The organism is Lentihominibacter sp. (genome assembly GCF_046951855.1).
GTDB classification, from domain to species: Bacteria; Bacillota; Clostridia; order Peptostreptococcales; family Anaerovoracaceae; genus Lentihominibacter; species Lentihominibacter hominis.
In genome coordinates this window covers 1-24,463 of record NZ_JBKTXS010000017.1, presented here as the reverse complement: position 1 = coordinate 24,463, position 24,463 = coordinate 1, and the positions used below count along the sequence as shown (strand labels likewise).

Below are 24,463 nucleotides of genomic sequence, written 5' to 3'. Positions count from 1 at the left end.
TTTATTGCTCTTCCCTATGTTTACATAATTAAAAATATGTATTCTTTATTACATTTAAAATAAAAAATACATATTTTTTCTCATTATCAATAAAAAGTCTTTAAAGGACAAGATTGTTTCTAAATATTTCTCCCAAGCTCCCGACATTTATCAAGAGTCTCCTCAGTCCCATTATCAGGATCACAGACAGCAATCACTCCTCTGTCCTCAAGATCCATGTAATCTAAAATACCATTATATTCTCCGATAGCGCCGTCATAAACATCCGGTGACATTGAACTGAGCATCAATGCAGCCTTCGTAGCTACAGGAGGGTGATCAATAGCATAAATACGCTGAATAGCCGCCTGGATCTGTGCCGTCATAGTAAAATAGTATATCGGCGAGGCAAATACAAGAGCTTCACATTCTTCAAGCTCAGGATATATTTTAATCATATCATCCTTTTGGATACACTCTCCATCCCCCTTAGTATGACAATATTCACAAGCAAGACATCCAGCAATCTTCATCTTGCCCACATTTAAAACAGTCACTTCATGACCGGCTTCTTCCGCGCCTCCTTTGAAAGCCTCAACCATAACATTAGTATTCACTTCACGTGGGCTTCCCATTAAAACCGTTATTTTCATCATATCCTCCTATTTATCAAATTATTATTGATTTTTCATTTTACATCAAAATTTTTTATTTGTCACTATACCTATAACCGGCACATAAAATTTTCACGAACTGTTCCATATTTCCAAACCATAGACTTTGCTATGTTTTTTTAATAAACATGCTTTATCTGCTGTAAAAGAAACGGCACAGCCGAAGCCGCACCGTTTAAAAACGATCTTGTACAGTTTTCACTATGTATTTTTATTTACCTACTGCATCCAAGAAAGCTTTTTCGTTTAATTCGTCTGCGTATTCTGAATCCATTTCTTTGATTCCTGCAGGGAATTCATACTTAGCCAATCTTTCTACGAACGGATCCGGATCGAAATGCTCAGGACCCCAAGCGCCTGCATCGCTCCAGATTCCTTTTGCGATGAGTTCCATCATGATTACAGGACCTACTGCAGTCTGCGCAACTACTGAGTTAGTAGTATACTTCTTAATGCATTCCTGATTATCAGCAATCTGATACAGATATACTGATCTGTACTTTCCGTCTTTCCATCCGGTTACCCAAGTACCTGCGCAACCCTTACCTGTCATTGTTGTTGTTGCGTCAACAGGGCTAGGGATTACTTTGCAGACAAAATCTCTTGGAGTGATCTCGCTGTCTCCTACCTTAATCTTAGTTTTCTTATCTGAAAGACCATATTCAAATAATACCATTAATTTTCTTCTGAATTCAGCAGGAACACCGTACTTGAATGTTACTCTGTTACAATCAATTTCTCTTGGAACGAGAAGTACTTCTTCGTGCTCTACATTTACTACTTCTACGTCGCCGATTCCGCCAGGGAAGTTGAAGATCTCAGGTTCTGAGAACTGTTCCGTACAATACCAGTGACCTTCAGGATGTTCTTCGTCTTTTTCCCAGATTACAGGAGGCTGCAAGCATTCCTCGATAGTTGTCCATACTGAAAAACCAAAGTCTGAATCAGTATTCCCATAGTTATCTCCATCTCTTACATCAACTCTGTCTATCTTATCGAATAAATGCTTATCTGCATACTTAGCAAATACGTCAGCCATTCCCGGCTCTACACCTGAACCGCATATAGCGATTTTACCGGAAGCTTCCCATTCCTTCTGCTTAGCAAACTGATAATCTCCTAATTTGATATTAGCTAATTCATAAGGTTTCTCAGGATGTTCTGTACCTAATGTCATAGCACAGTCAAGATAACCGATCTTTGCTTCTAAGCAAGTATCGAAAATAGTTTCATTCATTCTTGGATCACAAGCATTCATAGCGAAATCAATGTCATGCTCAGCAACTACTGATTTAATGCTGTCAGCATCCATCGCATTGATCTGTGCAGGAACAAACTTTCCTCCGCCGCAGATCTCGTTGGCTACTTTCTTTGCTCTCTCAACGTCATAGTCAGCAACTACAACCTTCTCAGCCCAATCAGCCTCTGCTCCCTGTCTTGCAATAATCTTAGCTGCAGACGTACCAACTCCGCCTGCACCAATGATAAGTAATTTCATCTTTTTACCTCCATTTTAATATTGTCTAAACAATAATTTTCACTTTAATATGATGTATTATATTAATACTATCCTTTTTATCAGAAAATTTCAACAACACCTTTGTTCTAAAAGACGTATAAAGTTGCGTTTTTGCTCAAAGAGTGACAGCTATTCGATATGCATGCAATATACTCCATCCTGCTAAAGCAACCTCCCTTTTAACAACTGGTTAGAATCCTATATCTATACTCTGTCAATAAGTATAAGCTCTGCTCCAATACCATCAAATATCGTTCTGACACTTAATGCATCCGAACTTATATAATTGCCCGTACTAACTTTAGCCTCGGAAGAAAGCTTGTTTATAAGATTATCTCTTACACTTCGCTTTGTTTTTGTATTAGTCTCTCCGCTAATCTTAGCAAGCAGGTGCTCTCTCTCAAGACGATATCTTATTATTCGAAAATTACCTGAAAGCCCTGTACATCTGACTAAAAACTCTATTTCGTTTTCATAATTACGTACAATTCTCAGTAAATCTTCCTTATTCATGATTTTCCTGAGGTTTCTGCCGGCATTTTCATCAAAATTATACACAAGGATACTTAGGCTGTTAAGTGCCCCCGGATATTTACATTTAGTCGAAACTATATAATTTTCTCCGGAAGTTATTATCCCCTCGCTCATCTCCATGAATTTTCTATATGGCTCTGCCAGCACTTTATTAACATCTCTTTCCATTATTTCTGACATCACAGGAGGCTTCTTTTCAATTTCCGCATAATCATCATATATGTCTATATCTATGATAACAGGTTTAATCTTAAGCTTGTCAGCATAATCAGCATAGATACCCTTCACTTGTTTTCTTATAGCACTCTCTATTTGAGCAGGCGTAGCGAGAGTGTACTGTGCAGCAATATCACGGCTTATTATCTTTCCTATATACTTTTTTCTGTACTCCAGAGGATGCATACCAAACCACTGTTCAAAATGTTTTATGTAATATCTCACGGCAGAAAATCCGGTTTCCTCTGCTATGGCTCCTATTTTTTTATTCGTTCCCAAAAGCAGTCGTTCAGACTCCTCTACTCTTATATAACTAAGCAAGTCCTGAAAACTCAATCCTGTAGCTTCTTTTATTATATGAGAAAGATAATAAATGCTCAGGTGTTCTCTATCTGCAATCTCACTGAGTGTCAGCTTTCTCGTATAATTATCATACATATAATCAGTAATTCTGTTGAGTCTTCCTGCAAGGATTTTATTTCCTTTATTTTTCAGTTCATTTTTAAAGCGGCCGTTTTCCATGACAAAGTACTGAAAATCTGAGAGCAGACATGCTATGAGATTATGAGTACTCTCTATTACTTTGTGTTCATAGCCATATCCTTTCTGAAGTATCTCCATCATTATCTTGGCAAGCAGTGTCCTCAATACCTCTAAGCTTTCATCACTATCATCCTCTATATCTGTAACAAAAAAATTATTCTTTAGATTGTCATAATATCTTGAAAAATACGCCAGATCCATCTGAAACATCATTACGATATTGTCTTCTTCCGTCTTTTGAAAACTGTGCATCTCTCTGTCATTCAGGATAAAAATATCACCTTGCTTAAGTGTATAGGTATAATATCCATTTCTAAGAATTACGCTCCCTTCCAGAACATAAACCACCTCCATATCATCATGAAAATGGATAGGGTATTCATCGATACTGGCAGTTACTACATTGATCGGCAGCTCATCTTTGTAAATAATTTTTTCTTTCAACATTTTTACTCCTACCTTTACATTAAGTTTTATGTCAACCTATGTTCTTTTTATCCTCGACAACTTTCAACAACCAATTAGCTTTTAAAATATCAGCTTTTCAGAAGTTATCCACAGTTTTTTATAGATTGTATACGATTTTATCCAAAAGATGCTGTGGATAATTATTTTTTATATTTCCCCCATTTTTCAACGTTTATATCTGTCAAGTACCTTTTTTCAGCCAAAGTTATCCACAATTTTGTTCTTTTTATTTAACTATAAATAAAAACCTTTAAAATTCAACACTTTTACTGCTTAACATATTATCTTGAACTCAAATATTCACAAATACAATCACTTAGATTCTCAGAGATTTTTATCTGGAATTTTTTGTTTTTTAAGTTTCCGGCATCTTCAGGATTAGATAAAAAACCGCATTCGACTATTACTATCGGACCGGTTATATTTTTTAGCAAAAACACATCGCCTTTACCAAGCTCAGTTCTCTTTTTGTCTGTATTTATTTCATTATTAAACTTACTCTGGATTATTTCAGCAGCCTTCTTGCTTGCCTCAACTGCTTCTTCACTTCCATAAGACGGATAAAAAACCTGCGCTCCCTTAACAGAGCTGTCCTGCGTAAAACTGTTCAGATGTATGCTTACTGTCAAATCAGCCTTCGAATCATCTATTATACGCTTTCTTTCCTTCATATCCTGTGTTTTAAGACTTCTTATGGTACCTTCCTGAGATTCATCATACAGCCCTTCATCCTTATACCGGGTCATTATTACTTTTACACCCTCACCTTCAAGCTGTTTTTTCACTTGTTCTGCAATAGATAGATTAATATCTTTTTCACTGGTTCCGTCGCTGCTTTGTGCACCGCCATCCATTCCTCCATGCCCCGGATCCAAAACAACCACCGGCTCATCTGCTTTTTTCCATACATATGAAGCCATTTCATTACGGCCGGGAATGCACAATACTGTACACACCAATACGCACGTCGCTAAAATATAAATACCTTTGCTCTTCATCTCACACCTCGCAAACATCCTTACTGGATTTTATTAAAACGAGGCTGCCTTTATTACAGCAAATTAATTATCTTGTATTTATTATAAAACACTTTTTAAAATTTTAACAGCATTTATTTGACTTTTTTGCCGCCGAAATATAAACTTCTATTGATATACTTGCTATTTCACAGGGGGTAGATATAAAATGAAAACAACAAAATTATACCAGCAAAACAGATACATCAAAAATTGGAATACTGTTATAACATCAGTAGAAAGATCCGAAAACAATACCAAAGACTTTCTCATTACACTGAAAAGCACAGCTTTTTTCCCGGAGGGCGGAGGTCAAAGCTGTGATACAGGTCATATAAACGGTTATGTTGTTACAGATGTCCAAGAATATAAAGGAAATATATATCATACTGTAAAAACAGTTTCCCCGGATCAGTCTCTGTCCGAAATAATGACTCCCGGGACTGCCGTATCATGTTCTATAGATTGGGAACGGAGATTTGATAATATGCAGAGGCATTGCGGAGAACATATACTTTCCGGAATATTTCACAGTATGTTTGGAGGAGTCAACAAAGGATTCCATATGGGCCACGATCATATGACTATAGATATTTCTCTTGAAGAAAAGCCTGAAATAACAGAAATAACATTTGAAGATGCTATAAGAGCAGAACTTGAAGCCAATAAAGTCATCTGGTCAGATGCGCCCGTGACTGTTCTGAAATTCGACTCCAGAAAAGATGCAGAAAAGCTGCCTTTGCGAAAGGCTCTTGCTTTTGATGAGGACATTTCCATCGTATGTATAGGCTCTGCTGAAAACGTTTCAGACTGTGTCGCCTGCTGCGGAACTCACCCTGACACCGCAGGTCAAGTAGGTTTGATAAAGGTATATAAAGTAGAAAAATATAAGGGTATGTTCAGAATATATTTTGAAGCCGGACAAAGGGCTTTAATGGATTATAATATAAAACACCATATCCTCAGCGATCTTTCAAATAAATACTCTTCTTCTATAGAAGACTTTCCCAAAAAGCTTAAAGCGCAAGAAGAAAAATCTGTCGATATAAAAAATGAGCTTTTTCATTTAAAAAAAGCTTTCATAGAAGAGCAGTGCGGCAAACTGGATGAAATCCTCCGCAAGACACATGCTTCAGAGCCCAGCTCTGAGATAATAGTATATACACTTCCACAACTTTCCACAGATGATGTTTTCATTATGGCGAAAAAATATATAAATAAAAGCAAAAATCTAATCCTTCTTTACTCACAAGAGGATACATCATATATCCTCATTTCTGATGGAATCGTAAATTGCAGCCTTCTTGTAAAAGAATTCGCTCATGAATGCGGAGGGAAAGGAGGCGGAAACAGTTCTTCTGCCAGAGCTATATTCAATTCTTTCCAAGACGCAGAAATATTTGCAGAAAAGATCAGACAAAATTACAGAAAAATAAATGGAGAAAAACATGAACGATAGCTTTATGAAAGAAAAACCTATTTTACCGCTGTTTATTTCCATGGCGTTGCCCATGGTCATCTCAATGCTTGTAAATTCTCTGTACAATATAGTCGATAGCTTTTTTGTAGCACAGATCAACGAACAGGCTATGACTGCTCTGTCTCTTGTCTATCCCGTACAAAATCTAATAAATGCTGTAGCCATAGGGTACGGGGTAGGAATAAGTGCGGTGATTTCTATATTTCTGGGAGAGGAAAACCATGAAAAAGCCAATATCACAGCCACTCAAGGATTGCTCTTTGCAATAATACACGGTTTTACCATCACTATACTGAGTATAGCTGTCATGCCTGCTTTTCTGAATGTATTTACCAATGATGAAACTGTAATTGAATACGGAACACAATACTCCGTCATAGTGTTTTCCTTTTCTACAGTTATCATGGCAGGACTCTCATTTGAAAAAATTTTTCAGTCTGTAGGAAAAATGAAAGTTACCATGATCGGTCTGTTATGCGGATGTATCTCCAATATCATACTTGACCCACTGTTGATCTGGGGTATAGGTATCTTTCCTGAAATGGGTATCTCGGGGGCTGCGCTGGCAACAGGTATAGGGCAAGTCATTACTCTGCTTATATATCTTGTAATCTACAAAATCCGACCGCTTCCTGTTAAAATAAAGCGGCCATATTTATCTCCAGATAAGCAAATAATTCTCAGGCTCTATGGGATTGGTGTACCTGCCATACTCAACTTGGCCCTTCCGTCCCTTCTTATCTCATGCCTCAACTCAATACTGTCAGCATATTCACAAAGCTATGTGCTTATTCTTGGTGTTTACTATAAACTGCAAACATTTATTTATCTTCCCGCCAACGGAATAGTACAGGGCATGCGGCCTCTTATCGGTTACAATTTCGGAGCCGGAGAATTTCACAGAGTAAAAAGAATATATAGCACAGCTCTGTGTATGAGCTGCGGTATAATGGTCCTCGGAACAGTAGTATGTCTCGTCGCTCCCGAACAGCTGATGAGCCTTTTTACTCACAATCAAGAAACTGTTTTATATGGAAAAACAGCTCTCCGTATAATAAGCGCAGGTTTTATAGTATCTGCTATATCGGTAACTTCCTCAGGCGCCCTCGAGGGTCTTGGCAAAGGGATTCAATCTCTTGTCATATCTCTGTTCAGGTATGTGATAATCATTCTTCCTTGCGCATATATTCTCTGTTTTTTTACCGGACCTACAGGAGTATGGACAGCTTTCGCCATAACGGAGATAACAACAGGTATTATATCTATTGTCATATATAAAAAAGCAGTCAGATTAAAATAATCTGACCGCTTTTTATATTTCACTGTAAATTTACTGTATATATATGGTCACATATCTTGCTCCCCAGCTTATACACTGACTCTGAGTATCCATATATATATCTATGGTATTTCCCTTTATATTGCCGCCTGTATCCTCTGCACGTCTGGCTCCGACTCCTTCAATATACACATTTGATCCCAAAGGTATAACACTTGGATCCACTGCGATCTCTCCGACTCTCGCTCTGGTTCCCATAGCAGTTCTTCCTCCGCCGGTATAGGCATAAGCTTTGACTACAAGTTTTCGGCTGTAAGACTTACCGTCAAAACTTATTCTCGTTCCCTTCGCTATAACTTTATCTACAGCAGCAGTTACTGCAGTTCTCGAGATTTCCTTACGTGATGATTCCACTCCGTCTATATAAGTAACGCTGTACGTAACACTGTCTTTCCCTTCACTGCCTTCCGTTACCACTTTAGTTTTGCCTTCATCCAGAGAACTGTCATTCTTCTCCACAGTCTCAAAAGGAACAGTCTCCTCAACAATTTCCTCTTTGATAACAACTCTCTGCACGACAATTTCCATATCTTTAGTCAGCATAGAATCCATAGAAGGTGTGACAATATCTTCTGCGCCTACCTTCACTCCGGCTTCCTTCAAAGCTTCATCTACAGTATTGGTAAGAGTTTTATATGATTTCGTCTCACCATCTGCCGTGACTTTAAAATCCGTGGCATGATCTATCTCTATCTCCATACCATCATGTATAAAAGCTGTAAGCGGCTCTGATATATAATCTTTATCATGAAACTCTATATCCTCTTTTTCCAGAAATGTCTCTACTGTATGAGCTTTACTTGAAAAAGTAAAATCTTCACCGTTTATTGTAGCATTTACTTCCCTGGGTATCATTGTCGTATATATGAACACAACAGAAAGAAGTATAAAAAACGATGCTGCTATAGATCCCTGAGATAAATACTTCCTATAAAAAGGTGACTTTTTTTCACCCTGATTTTCCTCTCCTGTATCACAGGATAAGAGCTCATTCTCATCTTCCGGCAGCTCCGATTCTATCTCCGCAGCTTCGGTGCATACCCATACATTCTCTTCACCTTCAATCTCGTAATTACTTTCTTCCGCTTCGTCAATAGTTTCCTCTGTAATATCCGAAACATCAGCAATCTCAATTTTATCAGAAGACTTATCACATATCTCAACTTTTTTAGTTTCTTCAGACTTTATCGAAATCTCAGCATTATCAGCCTCTTCATCATAAGTTTCTTCTATGTATCTTTCCTCACCGCCGGCATCAGCCTCTGATACAGCGATACGGCAAACTTCATCCCTTATATCCTCCGCATCATCTTGCACTCCAATTTCCAACTTATCCGTTATATCTACTGTAAGTTTCTGTTCTGTATCTGTTTCATCAATTACGGCTTCAGCAAATACTTCATCTATGTCTAATCTGTCGTTAGTATGTATACGGACGTTTTTCTCTTCTTTTTCAAATACATCCCTGATATTTATTTTCATACTATTCCCCCAACATAAATTTTATACGTATATATACATATGAATTTCATTGTAACAAAAAAAGAGCATTTGTCAAGTTTTGCGGCAACTTAACCTGTTAATGCTCTTTTTCACTTCCATTTATTTGAATATTTATGAATAAAAATTTATTTTATTCTATATTATACCTAAATCACCTTTTTCTTCTTAATCAAGCTCTGATAATCTGTAAATAGCTTCAGCATATATCTTCGTAAGTTTCATCATATTCTCTACCGAAATCTTCTCATTTTTCTGATGCATCAAATCAGGATCACCGGGAAACTGCGCTCCGAAAGCAATGGTATTCTTCACAGCTCTCGCATAAGTTCCTCCGCCTATAACCAAGGGTTTTCTTCCATCACCCGTATATCTTCTGTAGATATCCACCAAAGTAATAACCAGCGGATCGTCATCCGGTACATATATAGGCTCCTGATGCTTTCCTTTTACTATTCCCAGATCATAACCATCAAGAACTGCCATGATGCCTTCATATATCTGCTTATCATTGAAAGTAACAGGATATCTCACATTTATAGTAAGCTGGGCAGTTTTCCTGTCAGCTTCTATCATACCCACATTAAAAATAAGTTTACCTGAAGGTTCGTCTTCAAAGCCACAGCCTATACGTTCCCCATGAAAATCATATCCAATACACTTATTATAAAAATTTATAAAATCATTAATGCTCTCATTGGCAAAATTAAGCTGACCAAGGAATTCCATCATTATAGAAATAGCATTTTTACCCTGCTGCGGTTTTGCACCGTGAGCAGATACCCCACGTGTTGTTATTTCAAAACTTTTCCCCGCTCCCTTACAATTTATCTTGCAATCTCTTTTATCACGAAACTCTGCAACCTTCTGTTTTATTTTATCATACCCTGCTCCCGAACTGTCATACAAGACCGCCCGCGCAAAATCTGCCACAGAGTTTGCTGCCGTCCCGCCTTTAACAGAACTAAGCTCAAGGCCCTTTTCTCCAAAACTGTCAAACTTTTTAACTATATCAAAAACGATAATACCCATCTCGCCATGAATAGCAGGAAAATCCCCGTCAGGAGTAAAACCCATATCAGGCACACTGTGCACATGACTAAGATAATACTCCATACCATCCCAGTTAGTCTCCTCATCAAGCCCAAGTATAAGCCGTATAGTCCTTTTCGGTTTATACCCACATTCTTTCAAAGCTTTCATAGCATAAAAAGAAGCTATTACCGGTCCTTTATCATCTGTAGCTCCCCTTCCGCAGATATAACCGTCTGTTATCTCTCCTCCATAAGGATCAAAATCCCATCCATCGCCTTCCGGCACAACATCAAGATGTCCTATTACTCCAACTATACCTTCATCTGTACCATCGAAATCTATATGCCCGCCGTAATTATCAGCATTATAGACCCCAAAACCTTCTTTTTCTGCCATATCAAGCATATACTTAAAAGCCTCATGAACTTTTTCCCCAAAAGGTTTATCTCCTGACGCATCTGATACCACACTTGGTATAGATATAAGATCAGACAGAGACATGAACATCTCTGTCTGATTTTTATTTATTTTTTCACCGACATTCTTTAACAGTGTCATATTTTACAGTACCGCCTCTACTCCTGCAATTTCAGGATAACTTTCTTTTAATATTTTTTCAACTACTCCCTTTATGGTCATCTGTGCGCCCGGGCATCCTGCACAATGTCCCTGCAGCCTTACCTTTACTACATTATCGTCAGTATACTCTACAAATTCGATATCTCCGCCGTCTCTCTGAAGAAAAGGTCTTATTTGATCTAAAGCATCTTTAATTTTCTGTTCCATTTTAACTCTCCTTTATTGTTCATAATAACGCCGGAAACCCGGCGAAGCTGACTTTTTTATTATTCACATATCTAAACAATATATGACACTCTCTTTCATTATTCCTTCTATAGCGGCTCCATCGTATATAAAGAAATAATCTCGTCATTCTTCCACGTACTTATATATGCAGTTTTTATCGGATCTCCGCTTGTATTAAAAGTTATCGTCCCCGATGCGCCCTGAAATTCATTTTGGCTTTTAAGAATTTCTTTTATCTCTTCACCCGTCGCATCGTCATCCGCTTTATCTATAGCATCAAGGGCTATGACATAAGCATCATATCCAAGGGCTACCGAATCTTCAGGAACACTGTCTTCACCATATTTCTCATGATAAGCTTTCAAAAACTTTTCCGCCTCTTTATTTACTGTTTCTTCTGCTGAATAAAAATTTACAAAAGCAGTATTTGTCTCTGTAGCGGCCCCCTTCGTAAGAGATTTAAATTTCTTGTCGCTCCATTCCTTATCGCCGAGAAACATAACCTCTATCCCCATCTTATCAGCCTGCTTTATTATATTAGCACAGTCCGTGACATCTCCCGGAAGCAGAACACTTTTTACGCCTGACTTTTCTACAGCTTCCAACTGTTTCTCAAAATTTTTAGCCCCGGGTTTATAGTCTTCATATACTGTTATAGCATCTTCATTATCCGTCTCGGCTTTTATTCTGTCAGTAAAGGCCGTTGCCATGGCCATAGCCGCATCATCACCCTCAGGCAACAACACACCGGCTGTAACTTCCTTTTTTTGCTCCAACACATATCTGGCAAGAATATCTCCCTGATTTGAATCCACATAACAAACTCTGAAATAATAATCGTTATTACTGGTAACCAGCGGGTTAGTATTTGTCACAGCAATAGCCGGTATCTTAGCATCTCTTATGTAATCGCCGGCCACCATAGAATACACGCTTCCATAACTGCCCAATATAACAGTAGGCTTTTTCAATATCAGTTCCTTAATGGCTGTCTCTGCCGCATTGATATCCGAAGCGTTATCCGCATATTCAAGCTCTACAAATTTTCCGTTTACAGTAGGATACATCTCGTGAGCCAGTTCTATACCCTTGACCTCAAGTTCTCCATGTTGACTGTCAACTCCAGTTATAGGTTCATATACTCCGATCTGAATCGTCGCCTTATTATCTTCAGGCTTATCTATAAAGGCCGCCTTAAAATTATCAAACGTCGTACATCCGGCAAAAACTGTTACAGATAAAATCATTAGTAAAATTATTGCTGTCACTTTATATATTTTCACGGTATTCACCTTTCCACACTATTACTGTCCATGATTATTAGTTATTATAACACGACGTCTCTATCTAGGTAAAGTGTAAAGCTGGTGTACTTTTTTTGCATTATTTTAGCAAAAAGTATTGCATTCTTTACCAAAATAGTATATTATACAAGAACAGCAAACGAAAATAATAATTAATTGAAAAATCAAAAGGAGGAGATCAATATGAAATGGGTATGTTCAGTATGCGGTTACACTCATGAAGGACCTGAACCACCGGAGAAATGTCCACAGTGCGGAGTTCCTGCGGATAAATTTAATGCAGTTGAAGACGGAGAAATTGAATTCGTCGATGATCACGTAGTAGGTGTAGCGCAGGGTGTTGATCCGGAGATCATCCAGGGATTAAGGGATAATTTTAACGGCGAATGTTCAGAAGTAGGTATGTATCTTGCCATGGCACGAGTAGCTCACAGAGAGGGTTATCCTGAGATCGGACTCTATTGGGAAAAAGCGGCATGGGAAGAAGCCGAACACGCTGCCAAGTTTGCAGAGCTCTTAGGAGAAGTGGTAACCGATTCCACTAAGAAAAACCTTGAAATGAGAGTTGATGCGGAAGCAGGCGCTTGTGCCGGAAAGAAAGAGCTTGCAACAAAAGCTAAACAGCAAAATCTGGATGCCATCCACGACACTGTTCATGAAATGGCCAAGGATGAGGCAAGACACGGCAGAGCATTTCAGGGACTACTTAAGAGATATTTCGGTTAGTATACAACATCTTCATAATTTACAACATAAAAAAGAAGCTGTCCCTTATTACAGGTCAGCTTCTTTTGCTTTACAGAACTTTACTTAAAAAGCTCTGAGTTCTCTCATTTTTAGGATTATTGAAAAGTTCCTCAGGAGTCCCTTGTTCCATTATAACTCCCTGGTCTATAAATAAAACTCTATCTGCAACCTCTCTGGCAAAACCCATCTCATGAGTAACAATAACCATTGTCATACCGTTTTCTGCCAGAGCTTTCATAACATTAAGTACTTCTCCCACCATTTCAGGATCTAGAGCTGAAGTAGGTTCATCGAACAGCATAACTTCCGGTTCCATAGCCAGAGCCCTTGCTATAGCTACTCTTTGCTTCTGTCCCCCCGAAAGAGATGCTGGATATGCATCAGCCTTATCCGACAGGCCAACCATTTCAAGAATTCTCCTGGCACTGTTCTCAGCTGCTGATCTACTGATACCTTTAACCTTAACAGGCGCAAGCGTTACATTATCAAGAACAGTCATATGAGGAAACAAATTAAAATTTTGAAATACCATTCCGAGTTTTTCTCTTATCTGATCAATATCTACTCCGGGGACATTTATCTTCTCACCATCAATAAAAACTTCACCGCCTGTAGGTTCTTCAAGAAGATTGAGACATCTGAGAAATGTACTTTTTCCGGAACCCGAAGGCCCTATCACACAAACAACTTCTTTTTCCTTTACAGTTTCACTTATTCCACGAAGAACACGCAATTTTCCAAAAGACTTTTCTAAATTTTTAACTTCTATCACTTTGCGCCAGCCTCCTCTCTATGTATGCCACCAACCTTGACAGCGTAAGCGTCATAACCAGATATACGATGGCAACACCTATATAAGCTTGAAATGACAAAAACGAAGATGAAGCCCACAAGGTGCCTCTTCTGGTTATCTCAACTATACCGGCCACAGACAAAATCGAAGTTTCCTTTATAAGTGTTACAAACTCGTTTCCCAGCGCCGGAACTATTATTTTGAATGCCTGAGGAACGATTATATATCTCATAGTTTGTCCGCTGCTCAGCCCTAAAGACCTCGCAGCTTCCGTCTGGCCTATATCCACAGCCTGAAGACCGCTTCGTATAATCTCTGCCATGTAAGCCGAGCTGTTTACTCCGCACGCTATGAATCCCACTATTATCATATGCTCCCAGTTAAACTGTATCCCCATAGTGGATTTTATAAGTTGTGGAACGCCATAAGCTAATATCAGAACCTGAACGAGCAAAGGTGTCCCTCTCAAAATATCTACATATATTGTCGCCAATCCTCTGAGTACTTTAAATTTCGACCGTTTTGCTATAGCAACAAAGAGCCCTATTATCAAACCTCCGATTATGGCTACAAACGATATGGTGATGGTGACCGGGATACCTCTCGCTGCTACAACTATACCCTGCAAATACTCCGCCAAGCTAACGCCTCCTTTAAAAGTTAAAAAGCCGGTTCTGCCATCTGATTCGGCAGCAGACTTTTTGAAGCTTTGAAAATATCAAAAATGATATCTCCTGTATGATAAAAAAAACGACCTTTGGCTGAACCGACAGCCAAAGGTCGACTGAAAATCCTTTTTATAATTTCCGTTTTACAGCCTTGCTATTTATTGAACCATTCATCTACAAGTTCATCAAATGTTCCGTCTTCTTTGATATTTTTAAGACCTGCATTAATCTTTTCCAAAAGCTCATCATTACCTTTTTGTACCGCAAATCCATAATTTTCAGCATTAAGAGCATCTCCGACCATTTTAATCTTGTCAGTCTGTTTCTTCATATAAGCCTCTGTTACAGGTTTATCATTAATAACAGCGGCAACATCTCCATTGATAAGCTGCATCATAACTGTGTCAAGACCATCTAATATTACAGCTTCCTTTATCTTGCCTTCTTCTTTAAGTTCCTTTACCTTCTCAGCTCCTGTAGTTCCTGTCTGAGCCGCAACCTTCATGTCAGAAGTAAGATCATCTATACTTTTTATAGTATCATTGTCCACTGTTACAGCAACATATAGCTGAGATTCATAGTATGCATCACTGAAATCCACTTCTTTCTGCCTTTCAGGATCATCTTTGTTCATACCTGCTGCGACGATATCGATATTCCCGGCTTTCAAAGCAGGCACAAGCCCGTCAAATGACAGATTTTCAAACTCAACGTCAAAGCCCTGATCTTCTCCGATAGCTTTTATAAGATCCATATCAAGTCCTACGATATTCTGCTCGTCATCAGTAGTATCAAACGGTGGGAATGTAGGTTCAGTTCCAACTTTGTATACTACTGTATCTCCGCTCTCCTTATCACTGCCGCCGCATGCTGACAGAGAAAAAGCGAGAACCATAACAAGCAAAACCGCCATTATACTTTTTTTCATCTTTAGTTCTCCTTCTACATATTTTTCGTATTATTTACACTACCTTATAATTATACACATATTAAGAATAATATTCAAGAATTAATTATATCCGTTTCCCCCGCCTTGATATCACATTGTTTTAAACATATCCCTCATAAATTTCAAAGCATCGGAAAACCCCCTGTGATACGCAGCTTTGCCGTATTCCGCTCCTTTTTCCGTTTTCATAAACAACACGTCTTCTATCATCTCCCACTGTTCTGAGGTGAAATTTTCCTTATCTAAACCGCTTACCTTTTCATCTGTCTTATCACGATACGTTTTCTCTATATCCGGTTTCTTTTTTCTCTCAGAAATATTTAAAATACTCTCCATATCTCCATCAGAGTGCTTCTTATATCCCTGATCCATATTCTTATACAGCTGGAATCCAGCCATCACCCCCGACTCAAAATACACATAGTCATGTATCGCCGCAAAATCCGTTATTATGTTGAGAAGCTCATCATCATTCCTGTCAAGCTCCGGGTACTTACGTTCCAGCTCCAGCAATATATCGTCGTAGGACTCTTCGATCTTGCGGTCATAATTATCTACCATTTCTCCTCCAGAATCCGTACCGTAAATCAAAAATGCCATCAGATTTTCGATTTTTATCTTTTCAAACAGTCCCTTTAGTTCTGACATTATCTCTCCTCTTTTCCGGAAAATTTCCCTATATAATGCAAATGCCGCGGATATCTCATTATACTCGAATATTCATACATTTTCAATATCCGAGCATAAGTTTACAATTATTTAAAAGCTACATGGAAAGGGAAACAATTATGATTAGCTATGCTCCACTATTCAAAACCATGTCTGAAAAGAACATGTCTTCTTATGCTCTTTTCAAAAACGGCTTTTCAAAAGCCACTTATTATTCCATTCAAAAAGGAAACAGTGTCAGTACCAACACCATAAATCAATTATGCAAGATACTGGACTGTTCGGTTTCCGATGTCATGGAATACATAGATACCGACCAGTGAGAATTCATTCGGAATATATGTGTGTATTTTCGTACATGTTTAATTTCCGAGTATACGGTTATAATAAACTCATGAGGTGTATCTATGATTAGTTATAAACCATTATTTAAAACTATGCAAGAAAAAAACGTCAGTTCTTATGAACTTGCAAAACGTGGATTCTCACGTTCCACATATTACGCAATAAAACACGGAAAGAGCGTCACAACCAATACGGTATCTCAGTTATGCTCTATTTTGGAATGCGGAGTATCTGATGTGATGGAGTACATCGATGAATGTGATGATGACGAGTCTGATAAATAGACATATTTTTTTGCTTAATTTATGTGACTTCTTTTTATAATTTCCTAAAGTATTTGAAGTCTCCCTTTTAAAGTTTTAAAATAAAATTAAAGATATCATTGATTTATAAGGGAGATTCACAGATGAAAGAAAAAAAAATGAAAAACTGGGTCATAGTAAGACCCAGAAAACCAAAAGAATGGATAATATTCATTCTCATGGTGGGAAGTATTCTTCTCACAATTTCACCTATCGTAAATGTATTTAACAAGCCTATTGTTTTCCTCGGACTTCCGCTGATGTTCTGGTTAGCTATAGGTGCTCTCATCATTGTCATAATAGTACTCAATATTGCATACAGATGGGGGGTTCATTAAATGACATTCATATCTGCATGGGGACCCTTTATCATCACCATTCTCTATACGATTACAGCCTGTATACTGGGTTATAGCGCCAAAGGAAAACTTGATATGGATAAAATGGAAAACTGGTCTTCATCAGGAAACACGATGGGGGTTATCGTCATGATTTTCCTTACAGGTGCAGGAAATGTCAGTTCCTATACTTTTCTCGGGGCTCCCGGCTGGGGATACAGCCGCGGAGTAGCATGTCTTTATGTAGTGGTCTATATGGCATTCATCGTATATGCTTGCTATCTTATGTCTCCCAGAGTTACACGTCTCGCACTCAAAAGCGGGTACAGAACTCAGGCTGAAGGTATCGGTGCCAGATTCGAATCGCCTTTTTTGCGAATTTTATGCGGCATAGTAGGCGCCTTCGCAGTTATCGGCAATTCTCTGGTTCAGGTAATAGGCTCCGGAAATATTCTCAACGTAATGAGCCATGGCGCTATACCATTATGGCTGGGAGAGTTGATAATCGTATCAGCCATAGCTTTCTATGTTTATAAAAGCGGCCTCAGAGCCATCGGATGGACAAATGTGCTTCAAGGTGTAATGATGTTCTGTCTATCTATATTAGTGGGGCTTTTTGTCGTATATACAGCGATAGGAAATCTCAATATAACTGAAGCATTCAAAACGCTGCAGGAGACTTCACCTCAGTATTTAACTTTGCCGGGTGCCATGAATAATTTTCCTCCCATATACTGGACTACATCAATACTTATAAGTGTCTTCTCCTTCTGGCCCCAATTCTGGGTATGGGCAGCCGGAGCAAAAGATGAAGATACTGCCAGAAGACAATATCTATATGTACCTATATTTTATTTTGTTATGATACCTATGATGATCGTAGGTTTGGTATGTGTCTTCGCTTATACGGAATTCAGCGGTGATTCAACAGATCAAGTAGCCCTGCAATATTGCCTTGACAAGCTTCCCTGGTGGATGGCAGGACTGCTGGGTGCCGGAATACTGGCTGCATCTCAGTCATCAGCCGAACCACAATTTCATACGAGTACATTTACAATCACTCACGATGTCATAACACCTATTGCAAAACTTTCCCCTGAAAAGGAAGGACGACTCCAAAGAAAACTTCTTCTTATAGTCATTTTTTTCATTGCCTTTCCTCTCTCAGTAACTAATCCGGGAGAGCTTGTAAACATACTTCTGGTTTGTTACGGCTTCATCGGGCAGCTTTTTCCGTGTATGTTAGGTGTACTATGCTGGCCGAGAGCCACAAAAACAGGGGCTATAGCCGGATTAGCGGCAGGCGTGTTGGTCGTGGCACTTTTTAACATAGTGTGGCCCAATCCACTTTATGTACACGCAGGTATATGGGGCCTCTTAGTAAATCTTCCGGTTTTCATTGTAGTAAGTTTATTTACAAAGCCTGCTTCAGAGGAGACATTACGTAAATTTTTCCCCGATTACATTATGGATCAGCTTTATGAGGAAGTTTAAGGAGGGATTCAATGAACAGATCGCTTTCAATGTATGCAGATATAATACTAAAGAATGGTATTGTGATAACTGTTGATAAACATAATTCGATATGCGAAGCAATAGCTATAAAAAATAACAAGATAGTATATATAGGAGATAACTACGAAGTAGAGAAGTGGCATGACAATAATACAAAAGTCATAGATCTTAACGGCCGCGCTCTTCTGCCGGGTTTTATAGATTCTCATATGCATCTTGGAATGACAGGGCAAAATGCTGCTGTAATCATAGACTGCAACAGTAATAACGTATCCACTATAAAAGATATACAGGAAAAAATACATCAAGCTGCCTTAAAAACCCCTAAGGGAAGTTGGATCAAAGCAACTGGATATGAACAAAGTAAACTTGCAGAAGGCAGACATCCTACGAGAGATGATCTTGATGAAGCTGCCCCTGACCATCCTGTACAACTGACAAGGTGCTGCCTTCATATGGGCGTCTATAACACGCTTGCTCTCAAAGCCGGAGGAATAACCGGTCCCGAAATGTTTTCCCCCGGAGAAGTAGTCATAGACGAAAACGGACGAATGACAGGACTTCTTAAAGAAACTGCCTGTACTTATATGTGGGATAAGGTAATATATACAAAAGAAGAATACATGATGTCTTTCAAAGCCGCTAATGATATTCTCTTGAGCTACGGAATTACAAGCATGCACGATGGCAGTTTCTACGGTGAAGAAACTATCGGACTTTATCAGGAAGCGTGCGAAAAAGGTCTGATAAAAGTGCGTATGTACAATCTGCTCTATCATGCCTACGGCAAAACAAAAACTATAGAATGGATAAATAAATTCATAGCTACAGGTATCAAAGGCGGTCTTGGCAATGAAGCTTTCAGACTGGGTCACGTTAAAATACTGATAGACGGAAGTACCAGTGGACCTTCTTGTGCTACTACAAAGCCATACAGTCATAATCCCCATTTAAAGGGAATTCAATTATATACGCAGGAAGAATCAGACGACATTATCATCAAAGCGCATAATGCCGGATTCAATGTATCAGCCCATGCAGTAGGAGATGCAGCAGTGAATGTCATACTTACTTCTATAGAGCGGGCAATGGATCAAAATCCCCGACCTTGCAGACATAGAATAGAACACTGCGGAATCATCGATGAAAATCTGCTGAAAAGAATAAAAAAAGCCGGCATAGTACCTGTGCCGAATCCGGGATTTTTCAACGAAAATGCTGAAATATACATCAAATATTACGGTGATCGTGTAAACTATATGTTTCCGTTAAAATCATATATTGATAACGATATCATCGCTGCGCTCGGATCAGATTCTCCCGTAATCAATGCTAACCCTATGATAGGAATATACGGCGCCATGACAAGAGCTGATAAATGCAGCGGTATGATAGCCGGCGCCGGACAATGCATAGGTATAATGGATGCCATAAGAATGTATACTTATAACGGTGCCTATGCTTCTCTTGAAGAAAACATCAAAGGAAGCCTTGAACCCGGCAAACTTGCCGATATGGTAGTTTTATCCGAAAATATATTGGAAACCTCTACAGAAAACATCAAATCAATTAAAACAGATATGACCATACTGGATGGAAAAATAGTATACGAAAGATAAACCAGAAAAAAACTGATCTTTCGGAACATTACCGAAAAAGATCAGTTTTTTATTATGCAAAATTATCTATCGTTACTTTTCTGATTTTCTTAAGGCTTTATGCCTGAATGCTTTCTGTCTTAAGAGGTTTCTGCGTCTTCTTAATAACGACAAGCACGACAACGAGAATCAGAAGTCCCGCAGGAAGTGATATCCAAGCGCTTCTGGTAAATCCTGCTATTATATATGTAACAAATGAAATAGCTGCTACTGTCATAGCATACGGAAGCTGCGTAGTAACATGTGCTACATGATTGCATCTGGCTCCGGCACTTGACATGATGGTAGTATCCGAAATAGGCGAACAGTGATCTCCGCATACTGCTCCCGCCATGCAGGCTGAAATCGAAATAATCATGAGTTGCGGATCATTGCCTTGGAAGACTTCTACAACAATAGGAATAAGTATTCCAAACGTCCCCCATGATGTTCCCGATGCAAAGGCAAGAAAACATCCTATGGCGAATATTATAGCCGGCAGTAAATTCATAAATGATCCGGCAGCAGATTCTGTAGCCACTGATACAAACTCGGCAAGGCCTAAACTGTCTGTCATGGATTTAAGCGTCCATGCCAGCGTAAGTATCAATATAGGCGCTACCATGGCCTTAAATCCTTCAGGAATACAATCCATGCTCTCTTTGAATCCAAGAACTCCCCTTGCCATATAAACTATAACTATGATTATAAGAGCAAATATACTTCCAAGCGACAATCCTACAGATGCATCACATCCAGAGAAAGCCTCCACAAAGCCCGTACCGCTGAAAAATCCACCAGTATAAATCATACCCACAACGCATGATATGATCAAAATGATAATAGGAAGAACCAGATCTATAACTTTTCCGTCTTTCCTGTGAGACGCTTTATCGGTTGTAAGTGCTTCTGTATCATCAGCTTTCTGTTCCTGTATTTTATCAGCGTACTCTCTCATTTTTGCATAGTCAAACTTCATCCCAACAATCAGGAACATCATTGCTATCGTCAAAAGCGCATAAAAATTAAACGGAATTGCCTGAATGAACAGAGTAAAACCATTCTCTCCCTCAACAAAGCCTGTCACTGCGGCCGCCCATGATGATATCGGAGCTATGATACACACAGGTGCAGCTGTAGCATCTATAAGATATGCAAGCTTTGTACGATTTACTCCGTTGGCTTCTGCCAAAGGAGACATTACGCTTCCTACTGTAAGACAGTTAAAATAGTCGTCTACAAATATAAGAATTCCTAATACTATAGTAGCAAGCTGAGCTCCTGTTTTCGTTTTTATCCTCTTGCTGGCCCATACGCCAAAAGCTTTCGATCCTCCTGATTTATTGAGGAGAGCGACTATAACTCCCAGGATAACAAGGAATACTAATATCCCCACATTATATGCATCTGACAGAGAACCTACTATACCGTCACTGATAACATGTGTCAGCGTTCCCTCAAAACTTCCGGCATAAAGAACTCCTCCTATAACTACTCCTATAAACAATGAACTGTATACTTCTTTGGTGATAAGTGCAAGCAGTATAGCTGCCACCGGCGGAACTATCGCCCACGCAGTAGCATACAAAGCAGGTTCCTCTGCCCCTGCCTCTTCTGCAAAAGCAAACATCGGACATATCATTATAAGTGATGTGACAAGCATCACTATCCGAGCCGCTCTGTTTCTAAAACTCTCCATTTTTTCCTCCAGATATTAGTGCGTTTAATATTATTATTTTATAAAAAATACCATGAACATTGTATTAATCAATATCCATGGTAAAGAAAATCCATTATGGGATCTCCATGGATAGCTCTCCACTTATGTGACAGTCCGCCGCATATTCTGCGGCGGCCCAGAAGCCAAGGCCGGGGACCAAAACTCCTTCGGCGAAGTTTCCTTTCATTTATCCAATATACCAACTCCCTATGTCAGATCGAAAAAATTACTGATAAACTCCGCGCCTCTATCCTGTTATTTTAAAATTTTATTCTGTCATATATGACTAAACTAATTCCAAGAATGCCATTTCAGCATTGTCTCCCTGTCTGGGTCCAAGCTTGAGGATTCTTGTGTATCCACCCTGTCTGTCTTCGTACTTCGGTGCGATTTCATCAAACAGTTTAGCTACTACAGTTTCGTCGTATACATATGCCAACACCTGTCTTCTGGCGTGGAGATCTCCACGCTTAGCAAGTGTTATCATTTTTTCTGCCTGTCTTCTGGCTTCTTTAGCTCTGGTATCGGTAGTTGTTATTCTGCCTTCTCTAAAAAGATCAGTTACCAGATTTCTCAACATCGCTTTTCTGTGAGCTGAAGATCTGCCTAATTTTCTATATCCTGGCATCGCTGTATCCTCCTATATTATTTTATCTTATTCGTCACTCTGTCTGAGGCTTAGATCTAATTCTTCAAGTTTATGTTTAACCTCATCCAATGACTTTTTACCCAAGTTTCTAACCTTCATCATGTCTTCTTCGCTTCTGTGAGTAAGTTCCTCTACAGTATTGATTGCCGCTCTCTTGAGGCAGTTGAAAGAACGAACTGAAAGTTCCAGCTCCTCGATAGTCATTTCAAGTGCCTTTTCTTTCTGATTTTCTTCCTTTTCAACCATGATTTCCATGCTTTCGGTAGAATCGGTAAGTTCCACAAACAGACTTAAATGCTCCTGCATAATCTTTGCGCCTATCGACACTCCTTCACTTGGGGTTATAGAACCATCTGTCCAGATTTCAAGGATCAACTTATCATAGTCGGTCACCTGTCCCACTCTCGTATTCTCCACCGTGAAGTTTACCTTCTTTACAGGTGTGTAAATCGAGTCTGTAGGTATTACTGATATAGGTGTATTCTCATCCTTATTCATATCAGCGGGAACATATCCTCTTCCCCTTGCCAGATTAATCTCCATTATGAGCGTTGCATTCTCTTCAAGCGTAGCGATATGAAGATCCTGATTAAAGATTTCCACATCTGAATCCCCCAGAATATCCGCAGCGGTCACTTCTTTAGGTCCTATAGCATTGATGAGAACTCTCTTTGTATTTTCACCGCTAAGCTTTATTGCAAGCTTTTTGAGATTGAGAATAATTTCAGTAACATCCTCTTTTACTCCCGGAATGGTAGAAAACTCATGAAGAATACCATCGATCTTGACCGAAGTAACGGCAACGCCCGGAAGTGAACTCAAAAGAATTCTTCTCAGGCTGTTTCCAAGGGTAGTGCCATAGCCTCTCTCAAGAGGCTCTACTACGAATTTTCCATAATTGGAATCTTCGTCTGAAAATATACATTCGATTGTTGGTTTTTCGATTTCTATCACTCAAAACCCTCCTTTTCATTCCAAAACTGTAACGGTCAGTCAATGGATTACTTGGAATACAATTCGACGATTAAGTGTTCTTCTATTGGCGTGTCTATCTGTTCTCTTGTAGGATCAGCGAGAACTGTTCCCTGCAGCTTTTCTCTGTCAACAGTGAGCCACTGAGGAATTCCTACAGTCATATCCTTGATCTCCTGGAACTTAGGTGAGCTTACGCTCTTTTCCTTAACTTTGATCACATCTCCCGCCTTTACCTGATAGGAAGGAATGTTCACTTTTTTACCATTTACCGTGAAGTGACCGTGAACAACCAGCTGTCTTGCTTCTCTTCTGGTCAATGAAAGTCCCATTCTGTAAACTACATTGTCCAGTCTCTTCTCCAGCATAATCAAAAGGTTTTCACCTGTGATACCCTTTTTCTTTGATGCTTTTTCAAATGTATTTCTGAACTGTTTTTCCTGAACTCCGTAAACGAATTTTGCTCTCTGCTTCTCGCGAAGCTGAAGGCCGTATTCGCTCATTTTTTTCATGCTTTTCTGAGGAGCTCTCTTTGACTCCTTAAAAATACCCAAGTGACTTGGATCGATCTGAAGGGATCTGCATCTCTTCAAAATAGGATCTCTGTTTACTGCCATAATCGTTTTCCTCCCCTCTATTAGACTCTTCTGCGCTTAGGCGGTCTGCATCCATTGTGCGGTATCGGCGTGATATCTTTAATCATCGTGATTTCAAGACCTGCAGTCTGAAGAGCTCTAATAGCTGC

Annotated in this window: 25 protein-coding genes and 1 riboswitch; of the genes, 8 read left to right on the top strand and 17 right to left on the bottom strand. The window is 39.1% G+C overall.

All coding sequences use genetic code 11. From position 1 onward, the window contains the following. Positions 1-119: 119 nt before the first annotated feature. The 4 genes from ACLR96_RS06105 to ACLR96_RS06090 form a co-directional block, all read right to left on the bottom strand. Positions 120-635: a flavodoxin family protein gene (locus tag ACLR96_RS06105; RefSeq protein WP_412265433.1), complete on the bottom strand. Its 516-nt coding sequence runs from the start codon at positions 633-635 to the stop codon at positions 120-122. Between the two features lie 229 nt (positions 636-864). Continuing rightward, positions 865-2,151 carry a saccharopine dehydrogenase family protein gene (locus tag ACLR96_RS06100; protein ID WP_177267670.1) on the bottom strand — a complete coding sequence of 429 codons (1,287 nt, stop codon included), beginning with the start codon at positions 2,149-2,151 and terminating at the stop codon, positions 865-867. A 225-nt stretch (positions 2,152-2,376) separates the two neighbouring features. Further along, positions 2,377-3,912, bottom strand: coding sequence for an AraC family transcriptional regulator (locus tag ACLR96_RS06095; protein ID WP_177267671.1), 1,536 nt, complete (start codon positions 3,910-3,912; stop codon positions 2,377-2,379). Positions 3,913-4,214: 302 nt separating this feature from the next. After that, positions 4,215-4,931 carry an N-acetylmuramoyl-L-alanine amidase gene (locus ACLR96_RS06090; RefSeq protein ID WP_177267672.1) on the bottom strand — a complete coding sequence of 239 codons (717 nt, stop codon included), beginning with the start codon at positions 4,929-4,931 and terminating at the stop codon, positions 4,215-4,217. 187 nt (positions 4,932-5,118) lie between these two features. On the opposite strand from ACLR96_RS06090, the gene ACLR96_RS06085 reads away from it, so the two are divergent. Together ACLR96_RS06085 and ACLR96_RS06080 are read left to right on the top strand one after the other, a co-directional pair. Continuing rightward, positions 5,119-6,408, top strand: a complete 1,290-nt coding sequence (locus ACLR96_RS06085) for an alanine--tRNA ligase-related protein (RefSeq protein ID WP_177267673.1) — start codon at positions 5,119-5,121, stop codon at positions 6,406-6,408. Beyond that, complete coding sequence (locus tag ACLR96_RS06080; RefSeq protein ID WP_177267674.1) at positions 6,398-7,729, top strand: MATE family efflux transporter; 1,332 nt, start codon at positions 6,398-6,400, stop codon at positions 7,727-7,729. The genes ACLR96_RS06085 and ACLR96_RS06080 overlap by 11 nt, the downstream gene beginning before the upstream one ends. Positions 7,730-7,759: 30 nt before the next feature. On the opposite strand, the gene ACLR96_RS06075 is transcribed toward ACLR96_RS06080, so the two are convergent. The 4 genes from ACLR96_RS06075 to ACLR96_RS06060 all read right to left on the bottom strand — a co-directional run bounded on the left by ACLR96_RS06075 (position 7,760) and on the right by ACLR96_RS06060 (position 12,393). Further along, complete coding sequence (locus ACLR96_RS06075; RefSeq protein ID WP_177267675.1) at positions 7,760-9,250, bottom strand: G5 domain-containing protein; 1,491 nt, start codon at positions 9,248-9,250, stop codon at positions 7,760-7,762. A 186-nt stretch (positions 9,251-9,436) separates the two neighbouring features. Beyond that, positions 9,437-10,861, bottom strand: coding sequence for a dipeptidase PepV (gene pepV, locus ACLR96_RS06070; protein ID WP_177267676.1), 1,425 nt, complete (start codon positions 10,859-10,861; stop codon positions 9,437-9,439). A gap of 3 nt (positions 10,862-10,864) precedes the next feature. Continuing rightward, the gene (locus tag ACLR96_RS06065; RefSeq protein WP_177267677.1) at positions 10,865-11,089 is read right to left on the bottom strand and encodes a NifU family protein; all 225 of its coding nucleotides are present in this window, start codon (positions 11,087-11,089) and stop codon (positions 10,865-10,867) included. Between the two features lie 107 nt (positions 11,090-11,196). Next, positions 11,197-12,393, bottom strand: coding sequence for an ABC transporter substrate-binding protein (locus ACLR96_RS06060; RefSeq protein WP_177267678.1), 1,197 nt, complete (start codon positions 12,391-12,393; stop codon positions 11,197-11,199). A gap of 204 nt (positions 12,394-12,597) precedes the next feature. Between ACLR96_RS06060 and ACLR96_RS06055 the strand changes: the two genes are divergently transcribed. Next, positions 12,598-13,140, top strand: coding sequence for an NADH peroxidase (locus tag ACLR96_RS06055; RefSeq protein WP_177267679.1), 543 nt, complete (start codon positions 12,598-12,600; stop codon positions 13,138-13,140). A gap of 70 nt (positions 13,141-13,210) precedes the next feature. Here the strand turns inward: ACLR96_RS06055 and ACLR96_RS06050 are convergent, their stop codons facing one another. From ACLR96_RS06050 to ACLR96_RS06035, 4 genes are all read right to left on the bottom strand, one after another. Then, the gene (locus ACLR96_RS06050) at positions 13,211-13,933 is read right to left on the bottom strand and encodes an ATP-binding cassette domain-containing protein (RefSeq protein ID WP_177267680.1); all 723 of its coding nucleotides are present in this window, start codon (positions 13,931-13,933) and stop codon (positions 13,211-13,213) included. Next, a complete protein-coding gene (locus tag ACLR96_RS06045) occupies positions 13,920-14,594 on the bottom strand; it encodes an amino acid ABC transporter permease (RefSeq protein WP_177267681.1) in 675 nt (224 codons plus the stop codon). Before ACLR96_RS06045 ends, ACLR96_RS06050 begins: the two co-directional genes overlap by 14 nt. A 182-nt stretch (positions 14,595-14,776) precedes the next feature. Continuing rightward, positions 14,777-15,550, bottom strand: coding sequence for a basic amino acid ABC transporter substrate-binding protein (locus ACLR96_RS06040; protein ID WP_177267682.1), 774 nt, complete (start codon positions 15,548-15,550; stop codon positions 14,777-14,779). Positions 15,551-15,661: 111 nt separating this feature from the next. Further along, positions 15,662-16,219, bottom strand: a complete 558-nt coding sequence (locus ACLR96_RS06035; protein ID WP_177267683.1) for a hypothetical protein — start codon at positions 16,217-16,219, stop codon at positions 15,662-15,664. A 140-nt stretch (positions 16,220-16,359) separates the two neighbouring features. On the opposite strand from ACLR96_RS06035, the gene ACLR96_RS06030 reads away from it, so the two are divergent. The 5 genes from ACLR96_RS06030 to ACLR96_RS06010 all read left to right on the top strand — a co-directional run bounded on the left by ACLR96_RS06030 (position 16,360) and on the right by ACLR96_RS06010 (position 20,359). Next, positions 16,360-16,563 carry a helix-turn-helix domain-containing protein gene (locus ACLR96_RS06030; RefSeq protein ID WP_177267684.1) on the top strand — a complete coding sequence of 68 codons (204 nt, stop codon included), beginning with the start codon at positions 16,360-16,362 and terminating at the stop codon, positions 16,561-16,563. A gap of 84 nt (positions 16,564-16,647) precedes the next feature. Next, positions 16,648-16,869, top strand: coding sequence for a helix-turn-helix domain-containing protein (locus ACLR96_RS06025; protein ID WP_177267685.1), 222 nt, complete (start codon positions 16,648-16,650; stop codon positions 16,867-16,869). A 122-nt stretch (positions 16,870-16,991) separates the two neighbouring features. Beyond that, positions 16,992-17,225 (top strand): hypothetical protein, encoded by a 234-nt coding sequence (locus ACLR96_RS06020; RefSeq protein WP_177267686.1) that lies wholly within the window; start codon positions 16,992-16,994, stop codon positions 17,223-17,225. Next, positions 17,226-18,719, top strand: coding sequence for a sodium:solute symporter family protein (locus ACLR96_RS06015; RefSeq protein WP_177267687.1), 1,494 nt, complete (start codon positions 17,226-17,228; stop codon positions 18,717-18,719). A gap of 11 nt (positions 18,720-18,730) precedes the next feature. Further along, positions 18,731-20,359, top strand: coding sequence for an amidohydrolase family protein (locus ACLR96_RS06010; protein WP_177267688.1), 1,629 nt, complete (start codon positions 18,731-18,733; stop codon positions 20,357-20,359). A gap of 97 nt (positions 20,360-20,456) precedes the next feature. Here the strand turns inward: ACLR96_RS06010 and ACLR96_RS06005 are convergent, their stop codons facing one another. The 5 genes from ACLR96_RS06005 to rpsK form a co-directional block, all read right to left on the bottom strand. Then, positions 20,457-22,076, bottom strand: coding sequence for a Na+/H+ antiporter NhaC family protein (locus ACLR96_RS06005; RefSeq protein WP_177267689.1), 1,620 nt, complete (start codon positions 22,074-22,076; stop codon positions 20,457-20,459). Between the two features lie 104 nt (positions 22,077-22,180). Continuing rightward, a riboswitch (Lysine riboswitch) is annotated at positions 22,181-22,355 on the bottom strand. A gap of 28 nt (positions 22,356-22,383) precedes the next feature. After that, positions 22,384-22,725, bottom strand: a complete 342-nt coding sequence (gene rplQ, locus ACLR96_RS06000) for a 50S ribosomal protein L17 (RefSeq protein ID WP_177267690.1) — start codon at positions 22,723-22,725, stop codon at positions 22,384-22,386. Positions 22,726-22,752: 27 nt separating this feature from the next. Then, complete coding sequence (locus ACLR96_RS05995; protein WP_177267691.1) at positions 22,753-23,700, bottom strand: DNA-directed RNA polymerase subunit alpha; 948 nt, start codon at positions 23,698-23,700, stop codon at positions 22,753-22,755. 47 nt (positions 23,701-23,747) lie between these two features. Continuing rightward, entirely contained in the window at positions 23,748-24,335 is a 588-nt protein-coding gene (rpsD, locus tag ACLR96_RS05990; RefSeq protein ID WP_177267692.1) for a 30S ribosomal protein S4, read from the bottom strand. Between the two features lie 20 nt (positions 24,336-24,355). Then, positions 24,356-24,463 (bottom strand): 30S ribosomal protein S11 (gene rpsK, locus ACLR96_RS05985; protein ID WP_412265439.1); only part of this gene is annotated, 108 nt, incomplete at its 5' end.

Bases quoted from the DNA above. Each gene is read 5' to 3' on its own strand.
- ACLR96_RS06105 (WP_412265433.1), bottom strand. From the start codon at position 635: ATGATGAAAATAACGGTTTTAATGGGAAGCCCACGTGAAGTGAATACT.
- ACLR96_RS06100 (WP_177267670.1), bottom strand. From the start codon at position 2,151: ATGAAATTACTTATCATTGGTGCAGGCGGAGTTGGTACGTCTGCAGCT.
- ACLR96_RS06095 (WP_177267671.1), bottom strand. From the start codon at position 3,912: ATGTTGAAAGAAAAAATTATTTACAAAGATGAGCTGCCGATCAATGTA.
- ACLR96_RS06090 (WP_177267672.1), bottom strand. From the start codon at position 4,931: ATGAAGAGCAAAGGTATTTATATTTTAGCGACGTGCGTATTGGTGTGT.
- ACLR96_RS06085 (WP_177267673.1), top strand. From the start codon at position 5,119: ATGAAAACAACAAAATTATACCAGCAAAACAGATACATCAAAAATTGG.
- ACLR96_RS06080 (WP_177267674.1), top strand. From the start codon at position 6,398: ATGAACGATAGCTTTATGAAAGAAAAACCTATTTTACCGCTGTTTATT.
- ACLR96_RS06075 (WP_177267675.1), bottom strand. From the start codon at position 9,250: ATGAAAATAAATATCAGGGATGTATTTGAAAAAGAAGAGAAAAACGTC.
- pepV (WP_177267676.1), bottom strand. From the start codon at position 10,861: ATGACACTGTTAAAGAATGTCGGTGAAAAAATAAATAAAAATCAGACA.
- ACLR96_RS06065 (WP_177267677.1), bottom strand. From the start codon at position 11,089: ATGGAACAGAAAATTAAAGATGCTTTAGATCAAATAAGACCTTTTCTT.
- ACLR96_RS06055 (WP_177267679.1), top strand. From the start codon at position 12,598: ATGAAATGGGTATGTTCAGTATGCGGTTACACTCATGAAGGACCTGAA.
- ACLR96_RS06040 (WP_177267682.1), bottom strand. From the start codon at position 15,550: ATGAAAAAAAGTATAATGGCGGTTTTGCTTGTTATGGTTCTCGCTTTT.
- ACLR96_RS06035 (WP_177267683.1), bottom strand. From the start codon at position 16,219: ATGTCAGAACTAAAGGGACTGTTTGAAAAGATAAAAATCGAAAATCTG.
- ACLR96_RS06030 (WP_177267684.1), top strand. From the start codon at position 16,360: ATGATTAGCTATGCTCCACTATTCAAAACCATGTCTGAAAAGAACATG.
- ACLR96_RS06025 (WP_177267685.1), top strand. From the start codon at position 16,648: ATGATTAGTTATAAACCATTATTTAAAACTATGCAAGAAAAAAACGTC.
- ACLR96_RS06020 (WP_177267686.1), top strand. From the start codon at position 16,992: ATGAAAGAAAAAAAAATGAAAAACTGGGTCATAGTAAGACCCAGAAAA.
- ACLR96_RS06015 (WP_177267687.1), top strand. From the start codon at position 17,226: ATGACATTCATATCTGCATGGGGACCCTTTATCATCACCATTCTCTAT.
- ACLR96_RS06010 (WP_177267688.1), top strand. From the start codon at position 18,731: ATGAACAGATCGCTTTCAATGTATGCAGATATAATACTAAAGAATGGT.
- ACLR96_RS06005 (WP_177267689.1), bottom strand. From the start codon at position 22,076: ATGGAGAGTTTTAGAAACAGAGCGGCTCGGATAGTGATGCTTGTCACA.
- rplQ (WP_177267690.1), bottom strand. From the start codon at position 22,725: ATGCCAGGATATAGAAAATTAGGCAGATCTTCAGCTCACAGAAAAGCG.
- rpsD (WP_177267692.1), bottom strand. From the start codon at position 24,335: ATGGCAGTAAACAGAGATCCTATTTTGAAGAGATGCAGATCCCTTCAG.